General features: G+C 50.9%; 15 protein-coding genes and 6 pseudogenes. 13 read left to right on the top strand and 8 right to left on the bottom strand.

Going from position 1 to position 14459, the window contains the following annotated elements:
- Positions 1–71 precede the first annotated feature (71 nt).
- The 8 genes from ubiE to tatC all read left to right on the top strand — a co-directional run bounded on the left by ubiE (position 72) and on the right by tatC (position 5677).
- Positions 72–821: a bifunctional demethylmenaquinone methyltransferase/2-methoxy-6-polyprenyl-1,4-benzoquinol methylase UbiE gene (ubiE, locus tag Q5Y71_RS10280; RefSeq protein ID WP_306042088.1), complete on the top strand. Its 750-nt coding sequence runs from the start codon at positions 72–74 to the stop codon at positions 819–821.
- A 49-nt stretch (positions 822–870) separates the two neighbouring features.
- Positions 871–1500: an SCP2 domain-containing protein gene (locus Q5Y71_RS10275; RefSeq protein ID WP_306042087.1), complete on the top strand. Its 630-nt coding sequence runs from the start codon at positions 871–873 to the stop codon at positions 1498–1500.
- A gap of 2 nt (positions 1501–1502) precedes the next feature.
- Entirely contained in the window at positions 1503–3113 is a 1611-nt protein-coding gene (gene ubiB, locus Q5Y71_RS10270; RefSeq protein WP_306042086.1) for a ubiquinone biosynthesis regulatory protein kinase UbiB, read from the top strand.
- Between the two features lie 53 nt (positions 3114–3166).
- Positions 3167–3568 (top strand): phosphoribosyl-AMP cyclohydrolase, encoded by a 402-nt coding sequence (hisI, locus tag Q5Y71_RS10265; RefSeq protein WP_306042085.1) that lies wholly within the window; start codon positions 3167–3169, stop codon positions 3566–3568.
- An 8-nt stretch (positions 3569–3576) separates the two neighbouring features.
- Positions 3577–3915, top strand: a complete 339-nt coding sequence (locus tag Q5Y71_RS10260) for a phosphoribosyl-ATP diphosphatase (protein ID WP_301415470.1) — start codon at positions 3577–3579, stop codon at positions 3913–3915.
- 127 nt (positions 3916–4042) lie between these two features.
- Positions 4043–4324: a twin-arginine translocase TatA/TatE family subunit gene (gene tatA, locus Q5Y71_RS10255; RefSeq protein WP_306042084.1), complete on the top strand. Its 282-nt coding sequence runs from the start codon at positions 4043–4045 to the stop codon at positions 4322–4324.
- A gap of 28 nt (positions 4325–4352) precedes the next feature.
- Positions 4353–4925: a Sec-independent protein translocase protein TatB gene (gene tatB / locus Q5Y71_RS10250; protein WP_306042083.1), complete on the top strand. Its 573-nt coding sequence runs from the start codon at positions 4353–4355 to the stop codon at positions 4923–4925.
- Entirely contained in the window at positions 4922–5677 is a 756-nt protein-coding gene (tatC, locus tag Q5Y71_RS10245; protein WP_301415467.1) for a twin-arginine translocase subunit TatC, read from the top strand. The genes tatB and tatC overlap by 4 nt, the downstream gene beginning before the upstream one ends.
- A 149-nt stretch (positions 5678–5826) precedes the next feature.
- On the opposite strand, the pseudogene Q5Y71_RS10240 reads toward tatC, so the two are convergent.
- From Q5Y71_RS10240 to Q5Y71_RS10230, 3 pseudogenes are all read right to left on the bottom strand, one after another.
- A pseudogene (locus tag Q5Y71_RS10240) lies at positions 5827–6103 on the bottom strand (DDE-type integrase/transposase/recombinase); the annotation flags it as partial.
- Positions 6104–6192: 89 nt separating this feature from the next.
- Positions 6193–6702: pseudogene (locus Q5Y71_RS10235) on the bottom strand (group II intron maturase-specific domain-containing protein); the annotation flags it as partial.
- Positions 6701–7008, bottom strand: a pseudogene (locus Q5Y71_RS10230) (transposase); the annotation flags it as partial. The pseudogenes Q5Y71_RS10230 and Q5Y71_RS10235, both read right to left, overlap by 2 nt.
- Positions 7009–7641: 633 nt before the next feature.
- Between Q5Y71_RS10230 and Q5Y71_RS10225 the strand changes: the two are divergent.
- The 5 genes and pseudogenes from Q5Y71_RS10225 to Q5Y71_RS10205 all read left to right on the top strand — a co-directional run bounded on the left by Q5Y71_RS10225 (position 7642) and on the right by Q5Y71_RS10205 (position 11126).
- Positions 7642–8220, top strand: coding sequence for a hypothetical protein (locus Q5Y71_RS10225; protein ID WP_306042082.1), 579 nt, complete (start codon positions 7642–7644; stop codon positions 8218–8220).
- Positions 8221–8306: 86 nt separating this feature from the next.
- Positions 8307–9087: pseudogene (locus Q5Y71_RS10220) on the top strand (IS5 family transposase).
- Positions 9088–9715: 628 nt separating this feature from the next.
- Positions 9716–10195, top strand: a pseudogene (locus Q5Y71_RS10215) (transposase); the annotation flags it as partial.
- Between the two features lie 51 nt (positions 10196–10246).
- Positions 10247–10441, top strand: a complete 195-nt coding sequence (locus Q5Y71_RS10210; RefSeq protein ID WP_371877024.1) for a transposase domain-containing protein — start codon at positions 10247–10249, stop codon at positions 10439–10441.
- A 337-nt stretch (positions 10442–10778) separates the two neighbouring features.
- Positions 10779–11126: a DUF5992 family protein gene (locus Q5Y71_RS10205; protein ID WP_306042080.1), complete on the top strand. Its 348-nt coding sequence runs from the start codon at positions 10779–10781 to the stop codon at positions 11124–11126.
- 125 nt (positions 11127–11251) lie between these two features.
- On the opposite strand, the gene Q5Y71_RS10200 is transcribed toward Q5Y71_RS10205, so the two are convergent.
- The 5 genes and pseudogenes from Q5Y71_RS10200 to Q5Y71_RS10180 all read right to left on the bottom strand — a co-directional run.
- Positions 11252–11665 (bottom strand): hypothetical protein, encoded by a 414-nt coding sequence (locus Q5Y71_RS10200; protein ID WP_306042079.1) that lies wholly within the window; start codon positions 11663–11665, stop codon positions 11252–11254.
- A gap of 80 nt (positions 11666–11745) precedes the next feature.
- Positions 11746–11904, bottom strand: a pseudogene (locus Q5Y71_RS10195) (transposase domain-containing protein); the annotation flags it as partial.
- A gap of 434 nt (positions 11905–12338) precedes the next feature.
- Positions 12339–12731 carry a hypothetical protein gene (locus tag Q5Y71_RS10190; protein WP_306042078.1) on the bottom strand — a complete coding sequence of 131 codons (393 nt, stop codon included), beginning with the start codon at positions 12729–12731 and terminating at the stop codon, positions 12339–12341.
- Between the two features lie 101 nt (positions 12732–12832).
- The gene (locus Q5Y71_RS10185) at positions 12833–13303 is read right to left on the bottom strand and encodes a hypothetical protein (RefSeq protein ID WP_306042077.1); all 471 of its coding nucleotides are present in this window, start codon (positions 13301–13303) and stop codon (positions 12833–12835) included.
- Positions 13304–13306: 3 nt separating this feature from the next.
- The coding region (locus Q5Y71_RS10180) for an RHS repeat-associated core domain-containing protein (RefSeq protein ID WP_306042076.1) at positions 13307–14459 on the bottom strand (1153 nt) is incomplete at its 5' end.

Here is a 14459-nt window from a genome sequence, read left to right as displayed (position 1 = left end):
GCCGGCGGCCGTGCCCGGCGGGCCCGGCCAATGTACAATAGCTCCTCCAAGGTTGACTCGGCAGGCAGGACATGAAGGATCGCAAGACCACCCACTTCGGCTATCAAAAGGTCCCGGTGGAGGAAAAGGCCGGTCGTGTGGCGGAAGTGTTCCACTCGGTGGCGTCGCGTTACGATGTGATGAACGATTTGATGTCCGGTGGCATCCACCGACTCTGGAAGCGGTTTACCATCGAGTTGTCCGGCGCGCGGCCGGGACAACAGATCCTGGATATCGCCGGAGGCACCGGCGATCTCACCGCGCGCTTCTCGCGTATCGTGGGGGCCAGCGGTCAGGTGGTACTGGCGGATATCAACGCATCAATGCTGGAGGTGGGCCGCGATCGCCTGATCGACCGCGGCATCGCCGGCAATGTGGTGCCGGTGCAGGCGGATGCCCAGTACCTGCCCTTTCCCGACAATACTTTCGACTGCATCACCATCGCTTTCGGTTTGCGCAATGTCACTGACAAGGATCTGGCCCTGTGCGACATGTTGCGGGTGCTGAAGGCCGGTGGCCGCCTGCTGGTGCTGGAGTTTTCCAAGCCGCAGTCCCGGCTGCTGGAAAAGATCTATGACCAGTACTCCTTCCGCCTGCTGCCGTTGATGGGCAAACTGGTGGCCAACGATGCGGACAGCTACCGCTACCTGGCGGAAAGTATTCGCCGACACCCAAACCAGGAAACCCTCAAGCAGATGATGGTGGAGGCGGGTTTTGTCGAATGTGAATTCCATAATATGACCGGTGGTATCGTGGCACTGCACCGGGGGATCAAGCCCTGAACTGCGCCGAAAGATACCCGTGTTTTTCCAGGCACGAGGCCGAACCGTCATGAGCGACCCAACTTTTCGCGCAGGATTTGATCTTGCGCTGGAAACTGCCATCAACACCGCCCTGCAATACGATCCGGCCACGCGAGCGCGACTGCAGGGGCTGGATGGCAAAATCCTGGCGTTCGACCTGACGGCCCCCCAGATAGTGGGCTGTCTTTGCATTGAGGGCGACCGGGTGTGTTTGCGCCAGCGAGAAGAGGAGCGTGCCACCACCCGGGTACGCGGCTCGGCGGTGGCCTTTCTGCGCCTGCTCAAAGACCGGGATGTCACCCCTGCGGCACTGGGCGTGTCCATCAGTGGTTCGAGTACCCTGTTGGCGGAATTGCAGGGGATCATGCGCGACCTGGATATCGACTGGGAGGCCCCGCTGGCGCAACTGGTTGGCGATATTCCCGCACACACGATCGGCACTGTGTTGCGCGGTGCCAGCAGTTGGCTGAGTGCCAATCTCAACCGTGCACCGGCTGCTGCGGCGGAGACTATCAGCGAGGAGTGGCGGCTGACACCACCGCAGGCGCAGTTTGAGGCCTTTGTGGAAGACCTCGCCGAATTGTCTCTGGCCACAGAACGTCTCGAGGCGCGTGTGCGTCTGCTGCAGGCGCGATTTGCCCGCAGGGAGGCAGAGTAGTTTTGCCCCTTCTTCGCAGCCTCACTATTGCGCGGGTTTTTCTGCGCTACCGCCTTGACCGGCTGCTGCCGGTTGAGCACCGCCCATTGTGGCTGCGCGGGTTGCTGGCGCCACTCACCCTGTTGCCGCAGCCAAAGGCGGCGCGCGGCGAGAGTCTGCGTTGCGCCCTTGAAGCCCTGGGTCCTATTTTCGTCAAGTTTGGCCAGTTGCTCTCTACCCGTCCCGACCTGCTGCCGGCGGATATCGTGGTACAGCTCGACGACCTGCAGGACAAGGTGCCCCCCTTTCCCAGCGATCAGTGCACCGCGCTGATCGAGGAAGCCCTGGGGGCGAGTGTCGATGCGGTTTTCGCCAGTTTTGAGCGCACGCCGCTTGCCGCGGCCTCGGTGGCACAGGTACATGCCGCCGTGCTCAACTCCGGTGAATCAGTGGTGGTGAAAGTATTGCGGCCCGGCATTCATGAAGTAATTCAGGAGGACCTGCGCCTGCTGGGGGTGATCGCCCATGCTATTGAGCGCTTTGTGCCGGATGGACACCGCCTGCGTCCGGTGGAGGTGGTAGAGGACTATCGGCATACCATCGAGGGCGAGCTGGATCTGGTGCGCGAAGCTGCCAACGGTACCCAGCTGCGGCGAAACTTCAGCGCGTCTCCACTGCTGTATGTGCCCGAGGTGTACTGGGAATACACCCGCACCAACGTATTAGTGCTGGAGCGTATTGAGGGTATCCCCGTTACCGACCTGGCGCAGTTGCGTGCCCAGAATACCAATATGCAACTGCTCGCCGAGCGGGGAGTGGAAATTTTTTTCAAGCAGGTGTTTGAATACAATTTCTTCCACGCGGATATGCACCCGGGCAATATCTTTGTGTCCCGCGAGCACCCGCAACGCCCGCAATATATCGCCATCGATACCGCTATTGTGGGCAGTCTGTCGCGGGAGGATCAGTATTATCTGGCGCGCAACCTGCTCGCCATGTTCCGCCGCGATTACCGCATGGTGGCGGAGCTGCATGTGCAGAGTGGGTGGGTTCGGGCCGACACACCGGTGAACACCTTCGAGGCATCAATCCGTGCCGTGTGCGAGCCCATCTTCGAAAAACCCCTGGGGGAGATCTCCTTTGCGCGGGTGCTCATCAGCCTGTTCCAGACTGCGCGCCGTTTCGATATGGCGGTGCAGCCGCAACTGGTATTGTTGCAGAAGACCCTGCTGAATATCGAAGGTCTGGGACGGCAGCTTTATCCACAGCTGGATCTGTGGAAGACTGCGCATCCATTTTTGGAGCGCTGGATGCGCGACCGTATTCACCCGAAAACGCTCCTGGGTGAAATAAAGCGCTACGGTCCCGAGTGGCTGGAGAAATTCCCGCAGATGCCGCAGCTGGTGTACTCCGCCCTGGAGCAGTCGCGGGAACTGGCGCCCCAGTTGGAAACGATTGGCGAGAAGCTGGCGGGCGGTCAGCGCCGGGGGCGCTGGCGCTACCTGCGCCGCGTGGGCGGCGTGCTCCTCGCCGCCGGTGCCGTGGCCCTGAGTAAACCGCAGTGGCTGGAGCAGCTGCCGCCCTCGGGCTGGGCCCTGGGTTTCGCTGCCCTGGTGCTGTTACTCTGGCCCTAGCTCTGGCCAGGCCGGCGGAGCGGCCTACACTTGCAACTCCGAAGGAGGAGACATTGACTCAGGCAAAAGCGACGAGCGGTTTTCTCGACCAGGTCTGCTGGAACAGCGACGGCCTAGTGCCCGCCATTGCCCAGGACTTTAACACTGGGCAGGTGTTGATGCTGGCGTGGATGAATCGCGAATCCCTGGCACTCACCGCCAGCGAGGGTTATGCGGTTTACTGGTCGCGCTCGCGCAAAAGCCTGTGGCGCAAGGGCGAGTCCTCCGGTTTCCAGCAGAGGGTGCACGAGATGCGCCTTGACTGTGACGGTGACACGGTATTGCTGCTGGTGGAACAGCAAGGCGGCATTGCCTGTCACACCGGGCGCAGCAGCTGCTTTTACCAGCGTTTTAGCGATGGGGAGTGGCAGGTAAACTTGCCGGTGATCCAGGACCCCGAAGCCATCTACAAATGAGTCCCGTCATGAGAGACCTGCTGCGGCAACTGGACACCGTATTGGAAGATCGCAAAGGCGAAGGAGACGCGCAACAGTCCTATGTGGCCAGCCTGCATGAAAAGGGACTGAACAAGATTCTGGAAAAGGTCGGAGAGGAAGCCACAGAGGCCATTCTCGCGGCCAAGGATGCGCAGACCAGCGGTGACAATCGGGATATGATTGCCGAAACAGCGGATCTCTGGTTTCACTCCCTGGTGATGCTGTCTCATCTGGGTGCAAATTCACAGGATGTGCTGCGTGAACTGGGCCGTCGTTTCGGTCTTTCCGGCCTGGAGGAAAAAGCAGCGCGGTCCAATGAGGACTGAATACGGATTGGGAGCCCCCTGTGATACTGGGTTATAAAGGGCTTCTGAGGCATTACGGCTAAACCCCTGGCAACCGGGACACGCAGAGCGTGACCTGGCTGTTGAAGCAAATGATATGGAGACAATTATGGGATTCGGTGGAATTAGCATCTGGCAGTTGTTGATTATTCTGGTGATTGTCCTGCTGCTGTTTGGAACCAAGCGCCTGAAAAATCTCGGAGGGGATCTGGGTGGTGCCATCAAGGGTTTCCGCAAGGCGATCAAGGACGATGACAAAAGCAAGGATGCCGAGAAGGATAAAGATCTCGAGAAGGACAAAGATCCCGGGCGCCTGCAGCAGGATGCGGAGACAAAGCCCGACCAGGGCAGTGTGACCAGGGAAAAAGACAAGCAGTCCCAGGACAAGTAAACCGCAACCATTACGGGAGTGGTGCTTCGTGTTTGATATCGGCTTTTTTGAACTACTGGTGGTCGCCGTTGTGGCCCTGCTTGTGGTGGGACCGGAGCGCCTGCCCGACGCCATCCGCACCACTGCGCGCTGGTGGTCCGCACTGAAGCGCACCCTGCACAGCGCCCGCGAGGAACTGGAAAAGGAAGTGGGTGCCGATGATATCCGCCGTGAACTGCACAACGAGCGCATCCTGCGGGAAATCGAAGAGAGCCGCCGGGAAATGGAGCAGACCTTCACACAAACCAGCCAGGAAATCACCGATTCCCTGAATCAGCAGGCCCGCGAAACCGCCTCCGGGACGCCGCTCCCCAAAGGGGAACCGGCGCAGACGGAAGCTGCCGAAAACACTGTTCCAGCCGAGCCCACTCCCACCCACCCGCGAGCGGAAAAAGAGGACTACCTGCCCGAGCAGGATGAAACGGCAGAGGAACTTCAGGACCCGGAATACCCGGAACACTGGCACGATTTCGGTGATCCGGACATGAATCCGGACCACCCCAACAATATCACCCGGGATACAGAAAAAGAATCGCAACAGGAAAAAGACAGCCAGCCATGAGCGATCAGCCACCGGACAGTCATCAGCCGTTTATTGACCACCTGATTGAGTTGCGAGACCGTCTGCTGCGCATCCTGTTGGTGGTGGTGATCTTATTCGCCGGCATGGTGCCTTTTGCTGCGGAGATTTACGATTATATTGCCAATCCATTGCAGGGTAGGTTGCTTGGCGATGCGGGAATGATAGCCACAGAAGTGACTTCCACTTTTTTGACCCCGTTTAAAACCACATTTATCCTGGCTTTCTTTATTGCCATCCCGTTTGTACTGTATCAGGCCTGGGCCTTTATCGCCCCCGGCCTGTACAAGAATGAAAAACGGATAGCCATCCCGATCCTGATGACCAGCGTAGTGCTTTTTTACGCGGGCATTGCCTTCGCCTACTTTGTGGTATTCCCCATTTTATTTGATTTCTTTGTGGGGGCGGCGCCTGCGGATATTAAGGTCATGCCGGATATGCGCAGTTACCTTGACCTGGTGCTTAAGCTGTTTTTTGCTTTCGGTTTTGCCTTTGAAATTCCCATTGCAACCGTGCTGCTGATCTGGAGTGGTGCGGTGGACGCCAAGGTGCTGGCGCAAAAACGCCCCTATGTAATTGTGGGATGTTTTCTGATCGGTATGCTGCTGACACCACCGGATGTGATTTCCCAATCCCTGCTGGCCCTGCCTATGTGGCTGTTGTTTGAAGTAGGCATTCTTTTTGGGCGCTGGGTAAAGTCGAGCCCCGGTAAAACTCCGGCAGAAGGGGGATAATGCGGGCGGCGGGGCGATTCACAGGGAACTGTTTCAGCTGGTGGCAACGATCTCTTATCGCCTATCGGGCAAGGCATTGCCCATCCATAAAAGAACCCGAAACTAACGTCTGAATCCCCCCGGGTTTGTCGGAGGCAATTTGATTTGAGTCATGCCGCTTGGGAAGACTCGGTTTGTTGATAATACAGGTTTTCGTATTCAGCTGGAGGCATATCGCCAATTGGCCCAAGAATGCGGCGATGGTTAAACCAGTCGACCCAGGTCATGGGTAACGCCGCGGGGTTTGCCTCGTGCCCACAGTGCCTGCTCCAGAGCATCAAGCACAATGTCGGTTTGAAGGCTCTTTAACACGCGCCAGCCAACAATAGAGCGGGAGAATACGTCGACAACGAATGCGACATAAACAAAACCAGACCAAGTTGCAAGTAGAGTAAGAGGCAGGGCGTAGTCGAACTATCTCCCTGCCTCTCCTCTCCGAACCGGACGTGCACCTTTCAGCGCATCCGGCTCTCCATTTAGCCGCTGGCAAATGCCATTGCCACTTCAGGAAAGCGCGAAGTCCATGTATTCCGGAGTTCATTCCTTTGGTATGGGTTACCTTCAGGAAGGCGCCAGCGGAACCGCCGGCTACCCCGCCCGACAAGCCGGTACAAGATGGCACCACAGAAGTGTCCCTGATTTGTCTTGCCGTACAGCACCCAAGTCTTACTTTGACCCGGTGCCGGCCTTTTGAACCAGTGACGCATCAACGGTTTTAGTCGAGAGCGGTATTTGCGGCCCAGCCAGTGGGCCATTTTCCAGAAAACAATTCCGTCAATGCGACTGAAGATTTTGGCCTTGAAGTCAGTGAACTGATAGAACGCTGACCAGCCTTTCAGCTTGCGATTGACGGCCTCAGTCATATCGATCTTGCTTTCGCTGTAATTTCCTGACAGTAGAGCCGTTAACGATGCTGCAAAGTTTCTCGCCTTTTCCTCGGGGATTGTCGTGACCACGCGCATGTCGCCGTAGCGGCTTCGTTTGCGGTCGAGCTCCGCCTGGGCGAAAAAAGCGGCAGCCTTGCGCAAGATCTCGTTAGCGCGCTTCAGCTCGCGGACTTCGCGCTCCAGCTCTTTAAAGCGGGCTGCGTCACTGCTGGTGGTGCCGGGCTTAGTACCATTGTCGACTTCCATCTTGTTGACCCATGATTGTAGGGTCTCGGGTGTGCAGCCGATCTTGGAGGCAATAGATGTGATTGCTGCCCAGCGTGATTGATGCTCGTGCTCGCCGGTCAACACCATGCGAACTGCGCCTTCCCGTACTTCGGGGGAGTATCCAGGTCGTTTGCTCATTGGCTAATTCTCTCAAGAAAGTTAGCCTCCGAGAAACACGGGGGGATTCAAGCGACCGGTTGAGGCCCGTAAAGACGTAGCGTACAGTATCAACTTGTTATGTGCATACAACCTCAATTATTGCTTTCGTCGTTGCGTGAAAGAATTTGTGCCCATCTCCTAAGTCCTCGCTCTCCGATAAAAACTAGAAAGACGATCGTTATAGCTAATAGCCACTTGGGCAGAGAGAAGGCTATAACAATTCCTCCCACTGAAAGAGCAGGTAAAATTATGAAAAAGCTAATAGTTGGCCACTACAGGCTAATAGCCATTGCGCACCATTGCAGCACGCATATCTGCGAGCCTTCGACTTTTAAAAGTGTTTAGAAATTGCGTTAACTCGGCCTGTATCGCCTTCTATCAGAGTTCTTGCGCCTCGTTTGAGCAACTCTGTCGCATTTTTCCCTTGACCTGTCAGCTCAACAACTATTACTCTCGTCCATAATGACCTGTCCTCTTGGTTGCTTGTCTTGTTTGACGACAATAAATCAGTCAGGTACACCGCTTATTTTCAATCCTTTCAAGCACCAAATTGGATCATAGCTCATTGTTGGAACCATAAACCAAGATCTTATAAAGAGATAGGTGCCTAATATGAAGCAGAAATTTTTAGGGGCAGCGCAAGTTGCTTGTCTTTATTTTATTTGTCAAGTTGGCGCACATGCTGATTCTGAGATTCAAGCGATTAGCTCAGTCTGTCCGGAAGATTCTTTTATAGTAAGCTATACCGAGGTCCTCAATAACGCAGATGAATTTTGTGCATTACTCAATGATGGTGACACAGTGGCTTTGTCAGACGGTGCCTCACTGGAGCGTACTGGTTTCAACTGTCAATTATCTGAGAGTGACAGCCGCCAACTAACAAGAGCACTATGTAAAGTTCAAACTTTTAAACCATATGTTGCTAATATTCAAAGTGTTATTGAAGGAGCATATGTTGAGCGTTTCGACCCTGAAAGAAACTGTGGAGGTAGAGGCGTTCCGATTAGGTACGAAGAAGCAATAGCTAATAGAAATCAGTTGTGTGATCTCCTAGACAATTGGGATATCGCTTTTATTGCTACGAGTAATCTGGGTGTTCCAGGATCTATGGATGGCCCCCTATATGGGTGCACAATACGCGAAGTAGATACTCGCCCCTTGAGCGCAACATTGTGCAACCCCTTTCCCTAATCATCTTGGGGGCGTTTTTACGCTGTAACCTATGTTCTACTCATAGGCTAAGACTGTCTACACAAAGTTTGTTATAGTTTGCGCTTTTGGAAATTACAAAAGCGCAATTCGAAGTTATTGAACACCTTTTGCCTGTGCAGCGTGGTAACGTCAAAATACCGAATATAGGAGTCATTAATGCCATTTTGTACATAGTTGAGCATGGCTGCAAGTGGCTAGGTCTCCCGGAACGGTTTGGCAAGTGGCATAGCATCTACATGAGAGCTAATCGCTGGGCTAAAAAAGGTGTTTTGGACTATGTTTTTGCAGTGCTACAGGAGGCGGACGTTATCAATATTCAAGTTGATCGGGTGTCTCTGGATAGCACGATTGTTAAGGTCCATCCAGACGGCACAGGTGCATTAAAAAAACGGTCCTCAAGCCATCGGAAAATCAAGAGGCGGATGGACAACTAAAATTCACATGGTGGCCGCGGATGACAGGACTGCGGTGACATTCTCTCTGTCTCCCGGTCAATCTGGTGATGCGATGCGCCAGAAGGTAGAAGCTTGGTGAAAACGTTGTAGAATAACGGCTGGGGAAGTATTAGCGTCATCATGGACAAAGCTTATGAGGGAGATGAAACCCGACAGCTTGTACTGGAATCTTGGTATGACTCCGGTTGTCCCTCCTAAGGTAAGTCGACTGGCACCGTGGGAATATGACCGTGAAATGTACAAAAAAAGAAATGAAGTTGAGCGCTTGTTCCGTCGATTAAAGGGATTTCGAAGGATATTCAGCCGTTTTGACAAGTCGGATGTGATTTTTCGTTTTTCCATCAGCTTTTCATTGATTGCAGATAGGTTGATTTGTGTAGACAGGCCCTAAGTTTTTAAACCTCATTCTTCATGTTCGTTATGTGCACATAACACTGACAGCAACAATCGGAGTGTGTTGGCGGCTTTTTTCTATTTTCAAAAAAGGGGACAGATTTACCAAATCCGAGACTTTAACTTGTTAAGGCTGCTCACTGGTGACCAGCTCTAGTAGTTTTGCATTGTACGCTTGAACATAATACCTATTGTACTTATGGCTGCCCATATCAAGTGCAAATTTCTCAATATGTATCCCCGTGTCACAGATAAGAAAATTTCTTGAAGCAAACTCCTTTAGCTCACCCTACAGTGCTAATTTAGGAATACCTGGCACTGTGTACCCCTCGCCGGAAATGAATAACCTCCAAAAATTCTTGTGATCCTGACGGTAGTCAGTGAGAGCTTCCAAGAAACCGCGATTAGCTGGCGTGACTGGGTCAGTTGCTATCACAGTTAGCTCATTACTCCTGGTAATTTCAACCCAAATCCAAGCGATTACACCTGCCAAAAGAGCCACACCTAAGTAAAGAAGTGTTTTTAAGAGTTATAACCGAATCTGGTGTTTAAGTGTTTGAAAGAAAGCAACGTATCTGGTTGATTTGTTGTCGCCAAACAATGAAACCAATCAGGAATACGCCGCTATGAATAAGAATACCGTTGTTGAGTTTACAGGTCGACAGGAAACCGCAGACCCGCTGACTGAATTGCTGCGCCGGGGCGCACGGGAGCTTCTACAACAGGCGATAGAGGCCGAGCTGTCCACTTTCATGGAGGGGTTTAAGAATCGCCGCCTGGACGATGACCGTGCTGCCGTTGTTCGCAATGGCCACTTGCCTGAGCGCGACATACAGACCGGGATTGGCCCCGTAAAGGTGAAGGTACCGAAGACCCGCAGCAAGGATGGAGAGCCGGTAACCTTCCGCTCAGCCCTGGTACCGCCGTATGTGCGCAAGGCCCGCTCGTTGGAGGCGGCGCTGCCGTGGTCATACCTGAAGGGCGTTTCAACCGGCGAGATGGAAGAGGCCCTATCGATACTGGTTGGTCCGGAAGCGAAGGGCTTATCAGCCAGTACGGTGGCTCGCTTGAAGGGGCAGTGGAAGAATGAATACGCTACCTGGCGAACCAGAGTTATTGTCAATTCTGGTGTTCAACAGGCTTGATCATGCAGCGCTTTGGTCAATGGCGCTAAAGCGCTGTGCCTACACTTCAGTTTGATTCGCACAGCCAAGCTCCATGGCCTTGACCCCTGCAGGTATTATGTGAAGGTGCTTGAGAAAATTCCTCACTGCCAATCCGTTGAAGATTATGAGGTATTGTTACCCTGGAATATCCAACTTGAGAGAGTTGGGGTTGCCGCAGCAGCGTAAGTTAGAAGCGCAGCCAGAGAGCTCTGTACACTTTCAAATTTCTCAATTGGCGACACGCCTTTTTGAACTTCGCTGAATGGCCATCTTGAGAACCTCCTAATAGAATTCTCACTTAGGATCTGGTAAAATTGCTTAAACAAGACGGCCCACGTCCTCAAAAAGCTCCGGGGCTTCGACTACCTTGTCCAGGTCATCACCGGAGTGAAATTTAAGGATAGAGAGGAGTCGACAATAGCCGGTCAAAGCGCTGCTTAATCAGGCTTGTTGAACGTCAGAATTGGCAATAACTCTTGTTTTTAGTTAAAATGAACCGAAGATTTATTTGAAAATGATGTATATGATGAAAAGAAAACTATTATTATTGGTTTGTACTTTATTCTCAATGAAAGCGTTGGCATCATCAGGTTATATTGCCCTAGAAGTGGAAATAACATCTGTAGCCAATACTGGAGCAAATGCCAAGTCTTTTACTGTAAAAACGGCTAATGGCAGTGGTCTATGTAGTGGAGAGACAATTACTTTTCCGCTCGCTTTGTCGGGTAACGATGGACATAATGAAGGTATTCATAATCGGGCTTATAGTGCGGCTTTAATGGCATTAAGTACAGGAAAGCTAGTCTCTATATTTAGTTACGATGATGCTTCTTTTTGTAATCGGGCTGCTTATATTGAAGTTTTCAAATAAAGTGTTCTTTTGCGATCTACAACAAACAATTGATTTTTACTACTGACTAAAACGAGTAGCCCCGCAAAGCGGGGTTTCTATCATGCATGCCCTATTTATTTTTCGCATGGTGCCCCTCCGATTTATTATTCCTGAAACATCTCTGCACCCTGTTTTAATTGCTCCAGAGTCAACACCCGACCACCTTCACCCTCAATAGCAACGCAGTCATATGTCTCGCAAAGGATTGCAGCCGTCGTAAATGCCGTAGCGCCTTCCATCGGATTTTCACCAAAACTCAACTGGTACACCACCGGTTTGCTAAATGAAATATCGGTTACATTATTCAGAGCTTCGGGAAGGTCTGAATCTGGGTAAGAGTAGATTTCAACACCGGTCTTCTCTGAATTTAAAACAACCGGCAAGAAACCCGATTGCTCTTTAAGTTCAATATTGTCCGAGTATTCAATATTGTAACCAAGCTCCTTTGAGGCTTTATTAAGATCGTTTGTCACCGGCTCACTCTCTAGGGCCAAAATAACAAATAAACTCATCGACATTTTAAATTACTCTAGACCAACACTTCTCTTCATTTCATACTCTAAATCTAGAACTGCTTCCTTCGCACTTTCGTAAGCGCCTAAGCAACCCCACTCTTGCTATTCCAGGGTAGCAATGCCTCAATCTGCTCCACGGTTTCTGCCTGGGGCAGTTGCGTAAACACCTTTCTGAGGTATTGATATGGCTCCAGTCCATTAACCTTGGCGGTCTCGATCAAACTGTATAGGTTGGCAGTCGCTCAAGCTGTATTAGAGGGCTTGATACTAAAGCATCAAGCCAAGCAGTCTTTACAGCGCCAAGCAGCTAAAAAGAGAGAACGTGGCGCATAGAAACAATTTATTAATCGCTGGCTTTGGGTGCAATCTGAAAGCGGCGCCCGTGCTTGCCACCTATCTTACGATTTCCTCTTCCACTGGTTAAGTTTTCTTGAAATTACAAATGCAAAATAAAAAATAGATACTCCAGATAAAAGTATATTAGGAACGCTATTAACAACAACTTCTTTCTTGACAAGCATAATCGGTAACGGCACAGCAAAAGCCATTATCAACAAAAAAATTACCAAACCGTATGTGCTGATTTCGGAAGTAAACCTCCTGAAAAATAAAAATAAAACCAATCTAAGCAACAATATGTATGCCACCAGTATTAAAATATCCACTCTTACCACCTTTAATCCACAGTACTGTAAATAGTGGACCCACTCGAAAATAGTTCAACTGTTAAGGCAGTATTCGTAGCCTGATTAAAGGCCGGCTCATAATAGCCCGGAACACCTTTATACCATGCCGCATTGTACGCTGTTCCGTATGCACTTATTTTAGGGACACTTCGCACTAAGCCGCCTACAGAAGTACCCAAATCAAGACCTGCATTGATTAGTGTTCCGGCCTGCTCACTGCCAGTAACATCGATCAAGAGCTGCTCAGAAAAACTATCTGTACCGCGAAGACCTACTTGAATATTATCTGCTCCTTTTAACGCGAGAACGCCTCCAGCAGCACAGGTAATACCGCCGGTACAAATTGCACCGCCAAGTAATACTTGGCCAGTACCACCGATCACTTGGCCTGTGCGAAGAAGAACATTAACGCCTTCTTCCTTGATAAAGCCTAAGATACTCGGCTCATTCCCCTTTTGTGCACGTTATTCTAATTAAAGCCCAATCAAGAATCTCCATGCTCTTTAAGCTCTCCCAATCGCCCTTTAAGATTTGTTTTTACTTTGAAGTATTCCTCGCAATCGATTCGGTATTCTGAAGCGATCGACTTCATCGCAGAAATAGCGGATTTATGTGCGTAAGAAACCACTTGTATCGGATATGCGCCTTTTGGGGAATTCAATAACTTTGGATACGTCACATCCATCAGCTGAGTCATTTCGCACACTCTGCGAGGTGTTAGCATATCTGATTGAATGTTGTATTTAACAGCAACAGATGCAAAAGAAACCCAACCAACCAGTAAGTTAGTGTATAGCTGTGCCTCTCTATTTGGGTCTATACCTTTTTCAAGAAGGTCGTACATAAAAGCGAGATTGGTTTCATGTGAGGTTATCAAATCTCGAAACTCTTTATCTTCTGCAAAAACTGGCCTAGCCAAAACTAATATTGCCATTAAAAACAAAGAATATTTCATAAGTTAATTACCTTTATACGTCATAACATAGGGACCATCAGAATTCTCTATTGCCATCCCAATTTGTTTTGCTGCAGTCATCAAATTAGCTCCATCCTTAATCGTACCATATGACTTCACAGAACTTACTACTGCAGTATTGGCTACTGCACCAAGGAGCGCACTTTGTGCTGCACCCTTCGGAATATCTCCAAGTTGAGAAGAAAGTCCGTCATTAATTCTATCTATCGCTGAGATTAATTCATCATGATAAAATTCATCAAAATTATTGATAGCATTAACAACTTTTTCAGGAGTCCACTGATCGCTAAGCCCACGAGAGTATAACTCCCAAAGCTGATGCTCTACTGCGTAATTTGTCTTAAACCAAGACATGTTTGCACTGCCGAGCCAAACATTCATATAGTTAAACAGGCTGGTCTTTTGTGCATTTTTAGCTTTCTCAGACTCTCTGATCCTACTTGACTGATTATTCAAAATATTCGCCAAGGCTGCTGTCGTCGCACCATTGGCAAACTTCCCACCGGTAAGCTTTGATGCAGTCCCACCAATAATGGCTGCCGCAGTCGCCTCAGCTATATTATAACCTCCAACAATAAAGCTATCTCCACCTATACCTTGTATATGGGGCGTCAAGCTCTTGGTCAAGCCCGCACTAAAGAAACCGTGGCCGAATTTACCACCCTGTAGCACAGAAACCACACCACCTGTTGTCGCATGAGTAGCAATATGACCTAAACCATCAGATTCGAAGAACCCTGATTTGGCGGTGAATTTATTACCAATCCCATGGAAAGCAGCCCCGCTCACACCGCCAATTATCGCACCTCTCGTACTACCGCTGGATATGCCTCCTGTTACAAAGCCGAATGTAAAAGCTTTCTGCCACGAAGCGGCAGCCCAAGCACCAACTCCCGGTATCGCCAGAAGTGCTATTGAAACGAAGGGAGCAAAATCCCCGAGCAGTTTATTCAGGCCTTTGAATATTTTATCGAGGAAATACCCACTGGGGTCCGCTGCATTCAGCGGATTATTCCGCACATAGCTATAGCGGTTGTACATCTGGGTATCCGCTGCGGCCTGAATGAACGGGTCCGCCTGCATAAAGCGACCCAGACGCGGATCATAAATCCGCCCATTCATATGGATCAGGCCC

Origin of the sequence: Microbulbifer sp. 2205BS26-8 (genome assembly GCF_030731025.1) — a bacterium.
In the GTDB taxonomy this organism is placed as follows: domain Bacteria; phylum Pseudomonadota; class Gammaproteobacteria; order Pseudomonadales; family Cellvibrionaceae; genus Microbulbifer; species Microbulbifer spongiae.
This window is presented reverse-complemented; position numbering and strand designations above follow the sequence as displayed.

Excerpts from the sequence above, each read along its gene's own strand:
- Q5Y71_RS10225 (WP_306042082.1), top strand. The coding sequence starts at position 7,642 with ATGAAGCAGAAATTTTTAGGGGCAGCGCAAGTTGCTTGTCTTTATTTT.
- Q5Y71_RS10185 (WP_306042077.1), bottom strand. The coding sequence starts at position 13,303 with ATGAAATATTCTTTGTTTTTAATGGCAATATTAGTTTTGGCTAGGCCA.
- Q5Y71_RS10200 (WP_306042079.1), bottom strand. The coding sequence starts at position 11,665 with ATGTCGATGAGTTTATTTGTTATTTTGGCCCTAGAGAGTGAGCCGGTG.
- Q5Y71_RS10205 (WP_306042080.1), top strand. The coding sequence starts at position 10,779 with ATGATGAAAAGAAAACTATTATTATTGGTTTGTACTTTATTCTCAATG.
- Q5Y71_RS10260 (WP_301415470.1), top strand. The coding sequence starts at position 3,577 with ATGAGAGACCTGCTGCGGCAACTGGACACCGTATTGGAAGATCGCAAA.
- tatC (WP_301415467.1), top strand. The coding sequence starts at position 4,922 with ATGAGCGATCAGCCACCGGACAGTCATCAGCCGTTTATTGACCACCTG.
- ubiE (WP_306042088.1), top strand. The coding sequence starts at position 72 with ATGAAGGATCGCAAGACCACCCACTTCGGCTATCAAAAGGTCCCGGTG.
- Q5Y71_RS10275 (WP_306042087.1), top strand. The coding sequence starts at position 871 with ATGAGCGACCCAACTTTTCGCGCAGGATTTGATCTTGCGCTGGAAACT.
- tatA (WP_306042084.1), top strand. The coding sequence starts at position 4,043 with ATGGGATTCGGTGGAATTAGCATCTGGCAGTTGTTGATTATTCTGGTG.